The sequence below is a fragment of the Vibrio sp. J2-3(2022) genome (genome assembly GCF_021725735.1).
Lineage (GTDB): Bacteria > Pseudomonadota > Gammaproteobacteria > Enterobacterales > Vibrionaceae > Vibrio > Vibrio diabolicus.
In genome coordinates this window covers 422,564-435,877 of record NZ_JAKKCK010000002.1, presented here as the reverse complement: position 1 = coordinate 435,877, position 13,314 = coordinate 422,564, and the positions used below count along the sequence as shown (strand labels likewise).

Sequence of the window (13,314 nt, the reverse complement as noted above, 5' to 3'; positions counted from 1 at the left end):
AATTTAATTCGTTCGTCTGCAAATTTATATTTAAAGAGTGTGAGGTAAATAACGTAAAAATGTTTATCTTTTATTCTTATAAATCCATTAGTTATTCCTTAAGTTCCTTAGTAGTTTCAGCGTAATAATAAGGAAAAAAACAAAGATGAAATGGAGGGTTCTCTTAGTCGACTAATTGTTGTTTGCTAAATAGAAAGTAAGTTTCGGGACGGGAAACTCTACTTATTAGAGATTTGGTAGGAATAAATGATGCGTTCTAGGTTTGGGGTAAATTTTTAATCTGATGTTTTAATTTATTTTAGTCAATTGGGCGACGTGCTTTAACAGGCTTCCATCAATATCTGGCAAGTCATCAGCGAAAAATATCTGAGCACCAGGAGTGCAACGCATTAATATATTTATTAGTTCACCTTCATTGTTGGAAGTGTTAACTGCGTTAAGTTTCGCTAATTTATTACAAAGCTCGTCCTCTATTTGCACTTTCTGCTCTTCGGTGAGCCTAATGCGACCTATACATACGCCTGGGTTGATATCATGAGAAAGCGAATCTTGTTGAAATCGCTCTTTGAATAAGGTGTCTAATGCCGTACCTTCTTCCATAATAAATCGACGACCAGAACGGTAAAACAAGCCGTCTCCGAAGTTTTCGACATATCCTAGAATTTCCGCGATACGCAAATAGAATCGTAAGCTTGTATCAGAAAGTCCGTAAGTTTGGGCTATCTCTTGCGGTTTAATATCACGAGAAGTCAGCATATAAATAAAATCAAGTAAATAAGGGTGCTCAACGAAAAGGGCGCTCTCTTCATCTGTTAGCATTTGCTCGTTTTGGTGCTGAAGCTCGTTGGCTAAGGTTGCGAGTTCGACGAGATCGGTATTCAGGTAGTTCAGATAAATAAGTACTTTATCCAAACCTAAAGCTGGATTATGTAGGTGGCGTTTAATACTAGATAAAGGGATGCCACTTTTCTCTGACAAGGAATTGTAGCAAAGCCCTTCTTCTTTAATCTTTTGTCGTAGCGCTGCGAGTAAAAACTTTGGTCCAACATTCATCCTTGAATATCACCTTATTCGTTATTCCGTTTACTGGCTGATATTTTGCCTTTCAAGCAGCAGGTTTCGAATCGCTGTGCCTGCTTCTAGAATGTGTTTTTTCAGCAGGTACTTGGCGCCTTCGATATCACGATTTTGGCACATTTCAAACAAGCTTAAGTGCTCTTCTTCTGCCTTTTTAATGCCTGTAGTAAACAATAGCTGCATGCGTATGTATCGGTCACACTTTGTGTTCAGGTTGTAAATGACGTCCATAGTTTCAGGCATGTTGGCTGGCGCATATAGGGCTTTGTGGAACTCGTAGTTGTAGTTGCTCCATTCTTCTACTTCGTCGCCACTGTTCACTACTGACTCGAAACGTTCGCGAACTTCGCGCGCGCGTTCAAGGTCAGCGTCTGTCATATTTTGAATCGCGCGCTCTAAAATGTGGCATTCCACGACAGCGCGCAGTTCAAATAGCTCATTGATTTTCTCTGGAGATAGCTCAGTGACCGTCGCACCTTTGTGAGGTTCAAAGCTAACGAGTCCTTGTGCTTCCAATTGAACTAACGCTTCACGCACAGGAATTCGGCTAACATTAAACTCTTTTGCTAACGCATCTTGACGTAAAGGTTGACCAGTTTTTAACTCGCCCTTCAAGATCTGAGTTCGAATTGCTTCCTCAACGAGCTGAGTGCGCGTTTTAAAAACAGGTTTCTGTGACATTGAAGTCTCCCGTGAAATTAATATTGTATCCAATCCATTTACTTTAGTAGTTTATTGTTTTTCTGGCACAAACCAACTAGGAAAGAAGGTTTTGAGAAGTAGAGTGAAATAAAAGGCATCAGTTGATGCCTTTTTGAGCCATTTGGTGGGCTTATTGGGACACACTGCCATCTATGGCGCGTTGAATACCCAGTGGGTTCGATGCTTTTAATGAATCCGGCAATAAAGATTCTGGCAAAGCTTGATAAGCGACCGGACGCAACCAACGATGAATAGCCTCCGCACCGACAGATGTTGAGGCAGAATTGGTTGAAGCCGGATATGGTCCACCATGAACCATAGCGTAACCAACCTCGACGCCAGTTGGCCAACCGTTGAATACAATTCGTCCGGCGATTTCTTCCAAACTTGGAAGCAGTTGCTTGGCTTGTTCTTCGTCTTCAGCGGTAGCGTGAAGGGTTGCGGTGAGCGATCCAGTCAGTGAATCACTCAGTTTCAACATGTCATCGAAATCTTCACAGATTACGATTAACGATTGAGGACCAAATATTTCTTCCTCCCATTGCGGGTTTTCACGCCAGTTTTTACTGTCCGTCACGAACAGTGCTGGTGAGACATTGGTCGCTTCTGCTTGTTCAGAACGAGTGACGTTAATGCCTGTTTCGGAAGCTCGCTTATCCACTTCGGATTCATACGTTTCTCGGATTCCTTGCGTTAGCAAAGTGGCCGTTGATTGTTGTCGAATTAACCCTTGAGCTATTTCGATAAAGGCTTGCGTTTCTGGGCTATTCAAGACAAATACAACGCCTGGTTTTGTACAAAATTGTCCACAGCCCAAAGTCATAGAAGCCACAAACTCTTCAGCCAATGAGGCGTTTGCTCGTATGGCTGAAGGGAGAATAAATGTTGGGTTAATCGCCCCTAGTTCACCATAGAAGGGGATTGGCTCTGGTCTTTGCTGAGCTAGATTGAACAGCGCACGGCCACCACCGACGGAGCCTGTAAACCCAACCCCTTTAATTTTTGGATGGGTAACGAGTGCTTGGCCAAGTGCGCGTTTGTTGCCTTGCAATAGCGTGAAGATGGCTTGCGGTAAGCACTCTTTCTCCAGTGCAGCCTCAATACACTCTGCAACAAGTTGACTGGTGCCAGGGTGGGCGGTATGGCCTTTTACAATCACAGGACAGCCAGCGGCCAGTGCCGAAGCCGTATCACCACCTGCCGTAGAAAATGCGAGCGGAAAATTAGACGCACCAAACACGGCGACAGGGCCAATTGCGATTTGTTGACGGCGAATATCTGGTTTTGGCAGTGGTTGACGGTTTGGGTTTGGCGTATCGAAAATTGCTTGATGGTGATTACCCGATCTCACAACCTCGGCAAATAGTCTTAATTGGCTCGCTGTACGTCCTATTTCACCGCTTAAACGTGCTTCGGGAAGGGCAGTTTCCAAATGAGCACGAGCAACGATTTCTTCACTCTTCACTTCCAATTCAGAGGCGATAGAGCAAAGTAAGCTCGCTCGCTTTGCATTGCTTAGTTGGCGAAACTCACGCGCAACGCTTTGGGCGGCTGAGGCGGCTTGATTAACTTCTTGCTCTCCATGTACCGGAAACGCTATAGGTAGAGGCTCACCAGTAAAGGCGTTGACTGCGTAAAAAGTGGTTGGTTCTTGTGGGTTCATCATTCTTCCTTACTATCCTTATTACTTCACTTCAAATCCGTACGCATATGGGTCTTCATCGTCTACCCATATCGTGTTGTGACCGTATACTTGTGCCCATCCTTCAATGCTTGGCAAAATAGCGGCTTTGCCATTCACTTCGGTAATGCCTTCTATACGTCCTTGAAATAGGCTGCCGATGATACTTTCGTGAACAAAGTCTTCCCCTTGATTGAGTTTGCCTCTTGCATGCCATTGCGCCATACGTGCACTTGTTCCCGTACCACATGGCGAACGATCCAACGCTTTGTCGCCGTAAAACACAGCATTTCGAGCGGTAGCGTTTTCTTGAGTGGGCTCTCCGGTCCATAGCACGTGAGAAACACCGCATACTGTTGGATCTTCTGGATGTACGCACTCAACCGCTCGAGATACCGCTTCGCGAACTTTTGGTGAAAGCATCAAAATTTCATCTGGAGAGTAGTGTTCAAGTCCGGCGTAGTTTTCTTGAGGGTCGACGATTACGTAATAGTTTCCGCCATAAGCAACATCGACAGTGAGCTCACCTAAGCCCTCTATGTCCACGGTTACGTCTTGGTGGGCAAGGTAAGCTGGTACGTTAAATATCCTCACTGACGTGACCTTGTCACCTTTTGTTTGGTAGTGCACTTCGATTTGTCCTGCTGGGACATCAAGTATCAAACGGCCTTCTTTTTTGGGAGTGATAAGGCGATTCTCGATAGCGGTAGTGACGGTTCCAATGGTGCCGTGGCCACACATTGGTAAGCAGCCACTGGTTTCAATAAACAGAATAGAAGCGTCTGCGTTATCACTGCAAGGAGGCAAGACAACTGACCCCGACATCATTGAGTGGCCACGAGGCTCAAACATGAGTGCCTGACGAATCCAATCATAATGCTCAAGAAAGTATTGGCGCTTTTCGCTCATGGTATTGCCTTCGAGTGGAGGCACACCGCCTGCTACCAGCCTAACTGGGTTGCCGCAGGTGTGGGCATCAATACAGAAAAAAGTTCCTTGTCTCATTTTTCGCTCCTTGCTGAAAAAATGGTTGAATTAAACAATAGCGATGTTAACGTAATGTAAAATATATTGTATACAATCTGCGTTTTCAAGTGTGACTCGGAGCATATTTATGTTGGTCAAGGATGAAACAAAAAAGGAAAGGATCGCCGTGATAGGTGCGGGGATTATTGGCTTATCAATTGGATTGAAGTTGCAGCAGCAAGGTTATCAAGTCACGATTTTTGATCCCAATGGCGTGGGGAATGGATGCTCTAAGGGAAATGCAGGTCATATCGCGACTGAGCAAATCTTCCCTCTTGCAACGCCAGCGCTGCTTCCACAATTACCTAAAATGCTGCTAGATTCCAAAAGTCCGGTTTCGATCCGTTGGCAAGATATTCCAAACACAATCGGGTGGATGATTCGTTTCCTATTACAAACAAAGCCATCAGCCGCGGAGCAGGCAAAAAACGCGATTAAGAGTCTTAACGAGCGGTCAGTGGCAAGTTGGCGTGGTGTGCTTGATTCAATCGGAAAAGCACATCTAATAAAAATGAATGGTTCATTGCTCACTTTTGAAAACGAGAAACTGTTTAAAGACTACCAAAGTACGCTTAACTCACTGGCTAAAAACGGTGTGGCGTATCAAGTTTGGACACAAGAGGCGATTCGAGAGAGGATACCTGATCTCAGCCATAAGGTTTGTGTCGGCGTCTTTTTTCCCGATACAGGTCATACGCTAGACCCTTATCAGCTCTGTGTTGAGCTAAGTGAAGCTTTTGAAGTTCTTGGCGGTAAGGTTTTACAAAAAGGTGTATCTGCGTTGGCGAAAAATGGCGAGGTGTTGGTTGAGTCTCAAACACATTCATTTGACCGAATCATTGTTGCCGCTGGTGTACATTCTAAGCCTTTGATACGGCAACTAACCGGAGTCAAAGTGCCTATTCAAGCCGAGCGTGGTTATCACCTAATGGTGGATGACAAGCGTGATGTATTGCCATTTCCTATTAGCTCTGCCGATAGAAAATTCATCATGACTCCGATGTCTGGCGGGCTACGCTTGGCAGGCACTGTTGAGTATGCCGATGTAGAGTCACCACCCAATATGAAACGTTCAGAAATGCTTTTTCAGTTAGGTGATGAGATGTTTGAATCGAGGTTACATCCACTCAAGCAAGGAGAAAAGTGGATGGGGAATCGGCCTTCAACAGTCGACTCGTTACCGGTTATTGATAGCATTTGGGATGGAAATGTATTACTGGCATTTGGCCACCAACACCTTGGATTAACTCAAGCGGCGATAACGGCAGATCTCCTTTTAGAGCTTATCGAAGGAAAGCCGACATCGATTGATCTTTCACCTTTTTCATTACAACGATTCGCCTGAAAAAATTTAATATTAAATATTGTATAAAATATATTAAATGCTAATGTTAACTTAATTTTAACAAAAATGGTGTCCAACAGCCGTACTCGGATGCCTCCAGAAAAACAACCAAAAGGAGTAAAACATGTCACGAATGACCAAAGCACCATTGGCGCTGTTGATTTCAGGAATGCTGTTGGGGACCTCTGCTTATGCTGAAGACAAATTGACGGTCGTGTCTTGGGGTGGTGCATTCACCAAGAGCCAAGTGGAGGCATATCACAAGCCTTTCATTAAAAAAACAGGTGTCGAGATCGTATCCGAGGATTTCAGCGGCGGATTAGCCGAAATTAAAGCACAGGTGGAAGCGAACAATGTGCGCTGGGATTTGGTTTCTCTCGACAAGCCAGACATTGTTCGTGGTTGCGCCGAAGGGTTACTAGAACCAGTGAGCCCAAGTATTTTGCCTCCGGGCGCAGATGGAACACCAGCACAAGAGGATTTCATTGATGGTGCGATTCACGAATGCGCAATCAATACCATCGTTGTGTCCACAGTATTAGCGGTGAACGAAGACGCATTTAAAGGTAAGGCTTTGCCTAGCAAGTTGACCGATCTTTTTGACCTAAAAACTTTTCCAGGTCGACGTGCATTGCAAAAACAACCTCAGGGCAATCTTGAGTGGGCACTATTGGCTGATGGTGTAAAGCCAGAAGAGGTCTACAGCCTGCTCGAAACCGAAGCGGGGCGTGAGCGTGCTTTTGCTAAGTTGGATACGATCAAATCAGAAGTACTGTGGTGGACAACAGGTGCCCAGCCACCTCAAATGCTTGCAGACAAAGAAGTGGTGATCGCCTCGGCGTTTAACGGCCGAATCCACAATGCCCGTAAAGATGAAGGTCAACCATTTCGGATTATATGGGACCGTCAAATGGGTTACATGAATGGATGGGCGATACCTAAAGGGAGTGAGAACACAAAGCTTGCATTGGACTTCATTGCTTTTTCTTCAGGAACAAAACCATTAGCTGATCAAGCTAAGTACATTGCATATGGGCCTACGCGTAAGTCGTCTTCGGCGGAGGTGAACCCAGACATTTTAGCGAACCTTCCTACCGCACCTCAAAACTTCCAAACCGCCTTCCTGATTAACGATGAATGGTGGTCAGACTACGCGGATGAACTCAATGAAGAGTTCAACACCTGGCTGCTTAACTAGGCGTTAATTTGCGTATGGGGCCGAGTTTTCATCCATAAGCGAGGTTCCGTACTTTTCCTCAACTGTATTTATGTTTTCGGAGAAATGATGAAAGTCATCGAAGCACAGCAAGTCGCGCAATGTTTAACAATGAAGTCTCTTATTGAAACGATGCGTGAAATGTACTCGCGGCCAGCAACAATACCTCAACGCCGAGTCATGCCCTTAGAAGAGGGAGAATACGAGGCGTTTGCGCTACTTCCTGCTTGGAACCAGGAGTTAATTGCGGTGAAAGCCTTTACATATTTCCCGCATAACCCCGAGCAAGGCAAAGATACGCTTGCATCTAAGCTGCTTGTTTTTAGACGAAACGATGGTGAGCCGCTCGCACTCGTGGACGGTAAAGTTTTAACGTTTTGGCGCACCGCTGCAGCTTCTGCGTTGGCAGCGGACTATTTAGCGCGTCCCGATGCTGATCGTCTGTTGATCTGCGGAACGGGCAATCTTGCGCCTTATTTTGCGTGGGCATACGCTGCGGTTCGCCCACTTAAGCAGGTTTATATTTGGGGGCGTAACTCAGATAAAGCCGAGGCGACGGTAGATGCCATTGTGTCATCTTCAGAGTATCAGTCGCTTCCCGATGAGCGTCGGTTTCGCGTTTCAGTCGTAGAAAAAGTGGACCACGTTATCAAACACGTTGACATCATCAGCTGTATTACTGCATCAGCAGAGCCTTTGTTTAATGGCGCAGACGTGCAGCCGGGCACCCATATTGATTTGGTCGGTAATCATGACTTGGACAAGCGTGAATGCGACTCTAAAGCAGTGCAACGAGCACAGGTGTATGTTGATAGCCGTACTAATGTATTAGCCGAAGCGGGCGATCTTCTCATTCCAATTCAAGAGGGCGTATTCACGTCAGACGATATCAAAGGGGAATTACCGCAGCTTTGCGCCCAACAAATCTCAGGACGTCAAAACGATGAGGTCATTACTTTATACAAATCAGTTGGCAGTGCTTTGGCTGATTTGGCCGCTGTAAAGGCGGTGTTGTTAGAAAATGGCATAGATAGCCATGTCTGAGCATTTTCGCTCGTTCATTTAAATTGCATACAATATACATATAAGGAAAGTAGTTCATGAAAATTGATTGGAAAGGTGTTTATCCGGCGGTCAGTACGCAATTTCGTCAAGATCAGTCAATCGACTTAGACGCAACGCAAACTGTTATAGATAACCAAATTAAAGATGGTGTGAATGGCATTATCTGCTTGGGTACTGTCGGTGAGAACTGTGCGTTGTACCCGGAGGAGAAACGCCAGGTCTTGCAAGCGGCAAAAGAAGTCGTAAATGACCGTGTGCCTTTGATTGCTGGTACAGCAGAGTCTATTACCACAGCAGCTGTTGATTACATGCAGGATGCGTACAAAATTGGTATCGATGGTTGTATGGTGATGCCTGCCATGGTTTACCGCACGTCTGAGAGCGAAACGTTCGAATATTACCGCACGCTAGCAGAAGCAACGCCAGAAATGCCAATCATGATTTACAACAACCCGGTTGCTTATGGTGTCGATGTAAACCTCGATATCATGGCGCAACTGGCTGAGTTTGAAAGCATTGTAGCTATCAAAGAGTCGACCACTGATACTCGTCGTATCACCGAGCTTTACAATAAATTTGATGACCGCTTTACCGTGTTCAGTGGTGTTGATGACATCGCTCTTGAATCATTGATGCTAGGTGCGACTGGCTGGATTTCTGGTTTAACCAACGCATTCCCAGAAGAGTCCGTCGCGATTTATAAACTGGCAAGCCAAGGTCGTTATGCTGAAGCGTTAGAAATCTACCGTTGGTTCTTACCGCTACTGCGTTTAGACACCATTCCTACGCTGGTTCAGTGCATTAAATTGGCCGAGCAAGTCTGCGGACGTGGATCTGAACAAGTTCGTGCGCCACGCCAACTTTTACAAGGTGAAGAGCGTCAACAAGTCATTCAAATGGTTGAACATGCGTTAGAAACCCGCTTAGACCTATCCAAATACAATCTGTAATTGTGCTGTTTAGTAGAGCGTTAACTGACGCTCTACTCATTCGTAATATTCAAAAAATGAGAAGAGGGAAGTCATGAGCACGGAAAACAAGGACTATGTCAGCTTTCAACACGTTAAGAAAACCTACGATGGCACGAATTTGGTGGTGAAAGACTTCAACTTAGATATTGCTCCTGGAGAGTTTGTTACTATGTTGGGGCCGTCAGGATCGGGCAAGACCACTTGCTTGATGATGCTAGCAGGCTTTGAAACTGCGACCGGTGGAGACATTTATATTGATGGCGTTCCTGTTAATCATCTCGCGCCGCACAAGCGCGATATCGGTATGGTGTTTCAAAACTATGCGTTGTTTCCACATATGACCATTGCTGAGAATCTTGCGTTTCCTTTAAAGGTGCGAAAACTCGACAGTGACACGATTCAAAGCAAAGTTCAGAGTGTATTAGAAATGGTCGAGCTTGAGCATGTTGCGACTCGATACCCAAAGCAGTTATCAGGTGGTCAACAACAACGTGTTGCGCTAGCGCGAGCATTAGTGTTTGAGCCTAAACTTGTGTTGATGGATGAACCGCTCGGCGCATTAGATAAGCAGTTGCGTGAGCAAATGCAGATGGAAATTAAACATTTGCATGAAAAGCTTGGCATCACCATTTTGTATGTGACGCACGATCAAGACGAAGCTCTCACTATGTCCGACCGTATTGCGGTTTTTAATCACGGCGAAGTGCAACAACTCGCGACACCAACCGAGCTTTATGAATCTCCGAGTAATACGTTTGTGGCGCAGTTTATCGGAGAAAACAACCAACTCTCAGGTTTAGTCAAAGAGTGGAACGGAAAGTATTGCCAAGTGCTCGTTGGGAAAGAGTTATTTACTGCGAAACCTGTCAGAGTATCTGAGCAAGGACAGAGAACAACACTTTCCATTCGGCCAGAAAAGATTGTTATTCAACCAGAGAAAGCGTCTTGTGAGAACCAAGTCTCGGGCGTTCTACGAGAATTGATTTATCACGGTGATCATTATCGTCTGGTCGTCGAAGTAGAGAGCGTTGGTCACTTCATCGTTAAAGTACCTAACGATAATCGTAAACACTTGCAGTTAACGCCTGGCTCAATTTGTCGTATTGGTTGGCAAAGTGAGGATTGCCATGCTCTTGATGGGACACAAACTCAAAGTAGCGAGGTAGCAGCATGAGTCGAGAGCTAACCGCATTAGATTCTGTATTGGAAATCGAACGTCAAGTTCATCAACAAGAAACCAATCTGAAAGCGCAGTTGCAAAAGGCAGAGCGCCGAAAAAAGCTTCGCTCCATTATGCTCACAACGCCATTGGTGTGTTTTATTCTGCTTACGTTTGCTTTTCCTATCCTCGACATGCTTTATCGAAGCGTGGATAACCGAGAAATATCCCAGTCACTACCACAAACTATTCAAGCCTTAGAAAGTTGGGATTATCAAGGTCAGCCTCATCAAGAAGTCATTGAGGCATTCTCTGTTGAAGTACTTGCGCTTTATCAAAGCAAAGAGCTACCGAAAATAGCCAGCCGAATGAATATTGAAGTGTCTGGTATGCGCAGCTTATTGATGAAAACAGGTAGAAAGTTGTCTCGTTTGGCGTCGCTGCCGAGCTCGGTGACACAGCTAGCTAAGCTGGATAAGCGTTGGGCTAATCCTAAATATTGGGCGGCGTTTAAGAATCTTAGTGGCGCATTAACATTCAGTCATTATCTTGCAGCGCTAGACTTGCAAGTGAATGAGTTTGGAGACATTGAGCCCCAACCAGAAAAACGCCAAATATACGTCGACCTTTTCTTTAAAACTTTTTGGATGTCTATTTCAATCACCTTAATTTGTTTGGTGATGGCGTACCCCGTTGCTTACCTGCTTGCCAATTTACCTGATAAGCGCGCGAACTTACTTTTAATTATTGTGCTGCTGCCATTTTGGACATCATTGTTAGTCAGAACCACGTCTTGGATTGTTCTGCTGCAAAACCAAGGGGTCATTAATGATCTCCTTATTTGGTCGGGTTTTACTTCCGAGCGAATTCAGATGATTCACAATACCTTCGGAACGGTGGTGTCTATGGTTCACATTCTGTTGCCGTTTATGATCCTGCCTCTGTATAGCGTAATGAAAGGAATTAGCCCAACTTATTTCCGTGCAGCTCGTTCTCTAGGCGCGACGCCTTTCATTGCGTTCATGAAAGTTTATATGCCGCTTACGTTACCAGGGATAGGTGCGGGGGCCTTGCTCACTTTCATTCTTTCTATTGGTTTCTACATTACGCCCGCTTTGGTTGGTGGAAGAAGCGGACAGATGATATCCAATATGATTGCCTATCATATGCAGACATCACTGAACTGGGGGATGGCTGGCGCATTGGGTGGACTGCTTTTGTTCGTTGTACTGGTTCTGTTTTATATGTTCAACCGTGTGGTTGGCATTAACAACCTTAAGGTAGGGGGATAACCATGGCATTACCAAACTATGCATCAAAAGTAGAGCGAGTCGCTTACGCAGGTTACTTAGTTTTTTGTGGGTTGGTGCTGTTCTTTTTAATCGCTCCAATTCTGACCATCATCCCGTTATCGTTTAATGCAACGCCTTACTTTACTTTTACCGAGGGGATGCTAAACCTTGATTCGGCAGCGTATTCTACTCGCTGGTATCAAGAAATGTTTACTAGTGATCAGTGGCTGTTGGCGCTGAAAAACAGCACGTTCATTGCTTTTATGGCGACACTCGTTGCAACAGGGCTAGGAACTCTGGCGGCGTTGGGTTTAGCCAGTAGTAATTTGCCTTTTCGCAATACGATTATGGCGCTGTTGATCTCACCTATGATCGTACCAGTCATTATCTCTGCTGCTGCGATGTACTTTTTCTACACACGCCTTGGCTTATCACAAACTTATCTAGGCGTCATTTTGGCACACGCCGCGTTAGGTACGCCTTTTGTTGTCATTACCGTTACTGCGACCTTAAGCGGCTTTGATCATAGCCTGGTAAAAGCGGCGGCTAGCTTAGGAGCACCCCCTGTTTATACTTTCAGACACATTACCTTTCCGCTGATTCGTCCGGGGATGATTTCTGGCGGCTTGTTTGCTTTTGGCACATCGTTCGACGAGGTTGTGGTGGCGTTATTCCTGACTGGGGCAGAACAAAAAACCGTTCCGAGGCAGATGTGGTCAGGAATTCGAGAGCAAATTAGTCCGACCATATTGGCGGTCGCTACGTTGCTGATTTTTATGTCGGTGTGTTTGCTCGTGACTTTAGAAGTTCTACGTAGGCGTAATGTACGCATTCGAGGCATTCAAGAATAACCAAACTTTTTCTTTGTTGCTCGCTATGCACTTTTGTTTAGGGGCTCCTCAATTTTTGACCAAATGCGCCTCATTGTAGGCGCTTGTCTTTTGTGTTTATCGTCAGCGATGACTGACATGTCACTCTTGTAGCTTAATGCCAGCCTGCTCGAAACGTGCCAAAGGCGACTTGTTCGATTGCTGATACCAACTAGCTGGCATGTTTGGTTTAAGTCGGGCTTTTTCTTCCTTGCTAATCACAACATAGTGTAAAAACGCATCAAGTGTGGTTCCCATCACGTCAAACGTCATTTCCCCATCTTTGCTGATGGTTTTCAATAATCCAACGACGGCTTCCTCAGGGACTAACGGTTCAACCACCGCGTTTTTTCGCTCTTTTATTGATGTTGAAGCGGGCAGTCTTGCACGTGCCGTCTCCCAGCAAACTTTGTTGGTTTTACTGACAAGGTTGTGCTTGTAGCAGTAGTAACTGAATAAAAAGCGTGGCAGGTTTTGCCAGCGTTCGGCTTGGACTTCTAACCAAAGGTGTTGTAGCTCGATATCAGCGTCGGTCATAAATATTATGCTAGGTTACCAGAGTAGTGGCATTCTAACGTTTCATCAGTAACCCCGTCTATGATCAGCATAGTCCGATGTAGTATGTTGAAATTTTGGTTCTCAATGAAATAGTGGCTTTTCATTACTGTAAATAGTGAGTGTTTTGTCCAATCTCTGACATTGATATTTGACTTTGGTAGTATAGTGTGAGCGTTTTTGTTTTTATAGTGTCAATTTTATACCGTTACATACTTGGGATTGCCTTTTCTAAAATAAATACTTTTATCAAAGTAACTGTGTGATTTTCATTCAAATAGTTGGTGGTTCTAAGTGATGAAAATTCTGTTTATTACGTTACAATCGAGATTAGGTAGTAATGTGTAGCGTGCTGA

12 protein-coding genes are annotated in these 13,314 nt (G+C 44.9%); 7 read left to right on the top strand and 5 right to left on the bottom strand.

Annotated features, from left to right (window positions below; all coding sequences use genetic code 11):
- Window positions 1-288: 288 nt before the first annotated feature.
- The 4 genes from L3V27_RS10045 to L3V27_RS10030 all read right to left on the bottom strand — a co-directional run bounded on the left by L3V27_RS10045 (window position 289) and on the right by L3V27_RS10030 (window position 4,465).
- A complete protein-coding gene (locus tag L3V27_RS10045) occupies window positions 289-1,053 on the bottom strand; it encodes a transcriptional regulator (protein ID WP_237311760.1) in 765 nt (254 codons plus the stop codon).
- Window positions 1,054-1,083: 30 nt separating this feature from the next.
- Entirely contained in the window at window positions 1,084-1,758 is a 675-nt protein-coding gene (locus L3V27_RS10040; RefSeq protein ID WP_005377862.1) for a GntR family transcriptional regulator, read from the bottom strand.
- Window positions 1,759-1,909: 151 nt separating this feature from the next.
- Window positions 1,910-3,442 (bottom strand): aldehyde dehydrogenase (NADP(+)), encoded by a 1,533-nt coding sequence (locus L3V27_RS10035; RefSeq protein ID WP_237311759.1) that lies wholly within the window; start codon window positions 3,440-3,442, stop codon window positions 1,910-1,912.
- A 21-nt stretch (window positions 3,443-3,463) separates the two neighbouring features.
- Window positions 3,464-4,465 (bottom strand): 4-hydroxyproline epimerase, encoded by a 1,002-nt coding sequence (locus L3V27_RS10030; protein ID WP_170890585.1) that lies wholly within the window; start codon window positions 4,463-4,465, stop codon window positions 3,464-3,466.
- 109 nt (window positions 4,466-4,574) lie between these two features.
- On the opposite strand from L3V27_RS10030, the gene L3V27_RS10025 reads away from it, so the two are divergent.
- From L3V27_RS10025 to L3V27_RS09995, 7 genes are all read left to right on the top strand, one after another.
- Window positions 4,575-5,831, top strand: a complete 1,257-nt coding sequence (locus L3V27_RS10025; RefSeq protein ID WP_237311758.1) for an FAD-dependent oxidoreductase — start codon at window positions 4,575-4,577, stop codon at window positions 5,829-5,831.
- Window positions 5,832-5,955: 124 nt separating this feature from the next.
- Window positions 5,956-7,029 (top strand): polyamine ABC transporter substrate-binding protein, encoded by a 1,074-nt coding sequence (locus L3V27_RS10020; protein ID WP_237311757.1) that lies wholly within the window; start codon window positions 5,956-5,958, stop codon window positions 7,027-7,029.
- A gap of 87 nt (window positions 7,030-7,116) precedes the next feature.
- Window positions 7,117-8,091: an ornithine cyclodeaminase family protein gene (locus L3V27_RS10015; RefSeq protein ID WP_237311756.1), complete on the top strand. Its 975-nt coding sequence runs from the start codon at window positions 7,117-7,119 to the stop codon at window positions 8,089-8,091.
- Between the two features lie 56 nt (window positions 8,092-8,147).
- Window positions 8,148-9,062, top strand: coding sequence for a dihydrodipicolinate synthase family protein (locus L3V27_RS10010; RefSeq protein WP_237311754.1), 915 nt, complete (start codon window positions 8,148-8,150; stop codon window positions 9,060-9,062).
- 73 nt (window positions 9,063-9,135) lie between these two features.
- Window positions 9,136-10,257, top strand: a complete 1,122-nt coding sequence (locus L3V27_RS10005) for an ABC transporter ATP-binding protein (RefSeq protein ID WP_005393496.1) — start codon at window positions 9,136-9,138, stop codon at window positions 10,255-10,257.
- Window positions 10,254-11,534: an ABC transporter permease gene (locus L3V27_RS10000; protein WP_237283823.1), complete on the top strand. Its 1,281-nt coding sequence runs from the start codon at window positions 10,254-10,256 to the stop codon at window positions 11,532-11,534. The genes L3V27_RS10005 and L3V27_RS10000 overlap by 4 nt, the downstream gene beginning before the upstream one ends.
- 2 nt (window positions 11,535-11,536) lie before the next feature.
- Window positions 11,537-12,385 (top strand): ABC transporter permease, encoded by an 849-nt coding sequence (locus L3V27_RS09995; protein ID WP_150918559.1) that lies wholly within the window; start codon window positions 11,537-11,539, stop codon window positions 12,383-12,385.
- Between the two features lie 120 nt (window positions 12,386-12,505).
- Here L3V27_RS09995 and L3V27_RS09990 read toward each other — a convergent pair whose 3' ends face one another.
- A complete protein-coding gene (locus L3V27_RS09990) occupies window positions 12,506-12,940 on the bottom strand; it encodes a hypothetical protein (protein WP_150918561.1) in 435 nt (144 codons plus the stop codon).
- Window positions 12,941-13,314: the final 374 nt, after the last annotated feature.

Excerpts from the sequence above, each read along its gene's own strand:
- L3V27_RS10045 (WP_237311760.1), bottom strand. The coding sequence starts at position 1,053 with ATGAATGTTGGACCAAAGTTTTTACTCGCAGCGCTACGACAAAAGATT.
- L3V27_RS10040 (WP_005377862.1), bottom strand. The coding sequence starts at position 1,758 with ATGTCACAGAAACCTGTTTTTAAAACGCGCACTCAGCTCGTTGAGGAA.
- L3V27_RS10035 (WP_237311759.1), bottom strand. The coding sequence starts at position 3,442 with ATGAACCCACAAGAACCAACCACTTTTTACGCAGTCAACGCCTTTACT.
- L3V27_RS10030 (WP_170890585.1), bottom strand. The coding sequence starts at position 4,465 with ATGAGACAAGGAACTTTTTTCTGTATTGATGCCCACACCTGCGGCAAC.
- L3V27_RS10025 (WP_237311758.1), top strand. The coding sequence starts at position 4,575 with ATGTTGGTCAAGGATGAAACAAAAAAGGAAAGGATCGCCGTGATAGGT.
- L3V27_RS10020 (WP_237311757.1), top strand. The coding sequence starts at position 5,956 with ATGTCACGAATGACCAAAGCACCATTGGCGCTGTTGATTTCAGGAATG.
- L3V27_RS10015 (WP_237311756.1), top strand. The coding sequence starts at position 7,117 with ATGAAAGTCATCGAAGCACAGCAAGTCGCGCAATGTTTAACAATGAAG.
- L3V27_RS10010 (WP_237311754.1), top strand. The coding sequence starts at position 8,148 with ATGAAAATTGATTGGAAAGGTGTTTATCCGGCGGTCAGTACGCAATTT.
- L3V27_RS10005 (WP_005393496.1), top strand. The coding sequence starts at position 9,136 with ATGAGCACGGAAAACAAGGACTATGTCAGCTTTCAACACGTTAAGAAA.
- L3V27_RS10000 (WP_237283823.1), top strand. The coding sequence starts at position 10,254 with ATGAGTCGAGAGCTAACCGCATTAGATTCTGTATTGGAAATCGAACGT.
- L3V27_RS09995 (WP_150918559.1), top strand. The coding sequence starts at position 11,537 with ATGGCATTACCAAACTATGCATCAAAAGTAGAGCGAGTCGCTTACGCA.
- L3V27_RS09990 (WP_150918561.1), bottom strand. The coding sequence starts at position 12,940 with ATGACCGACGCTGATATCGAGCTACAACACCTTTGGTTAGAAGTCCAA.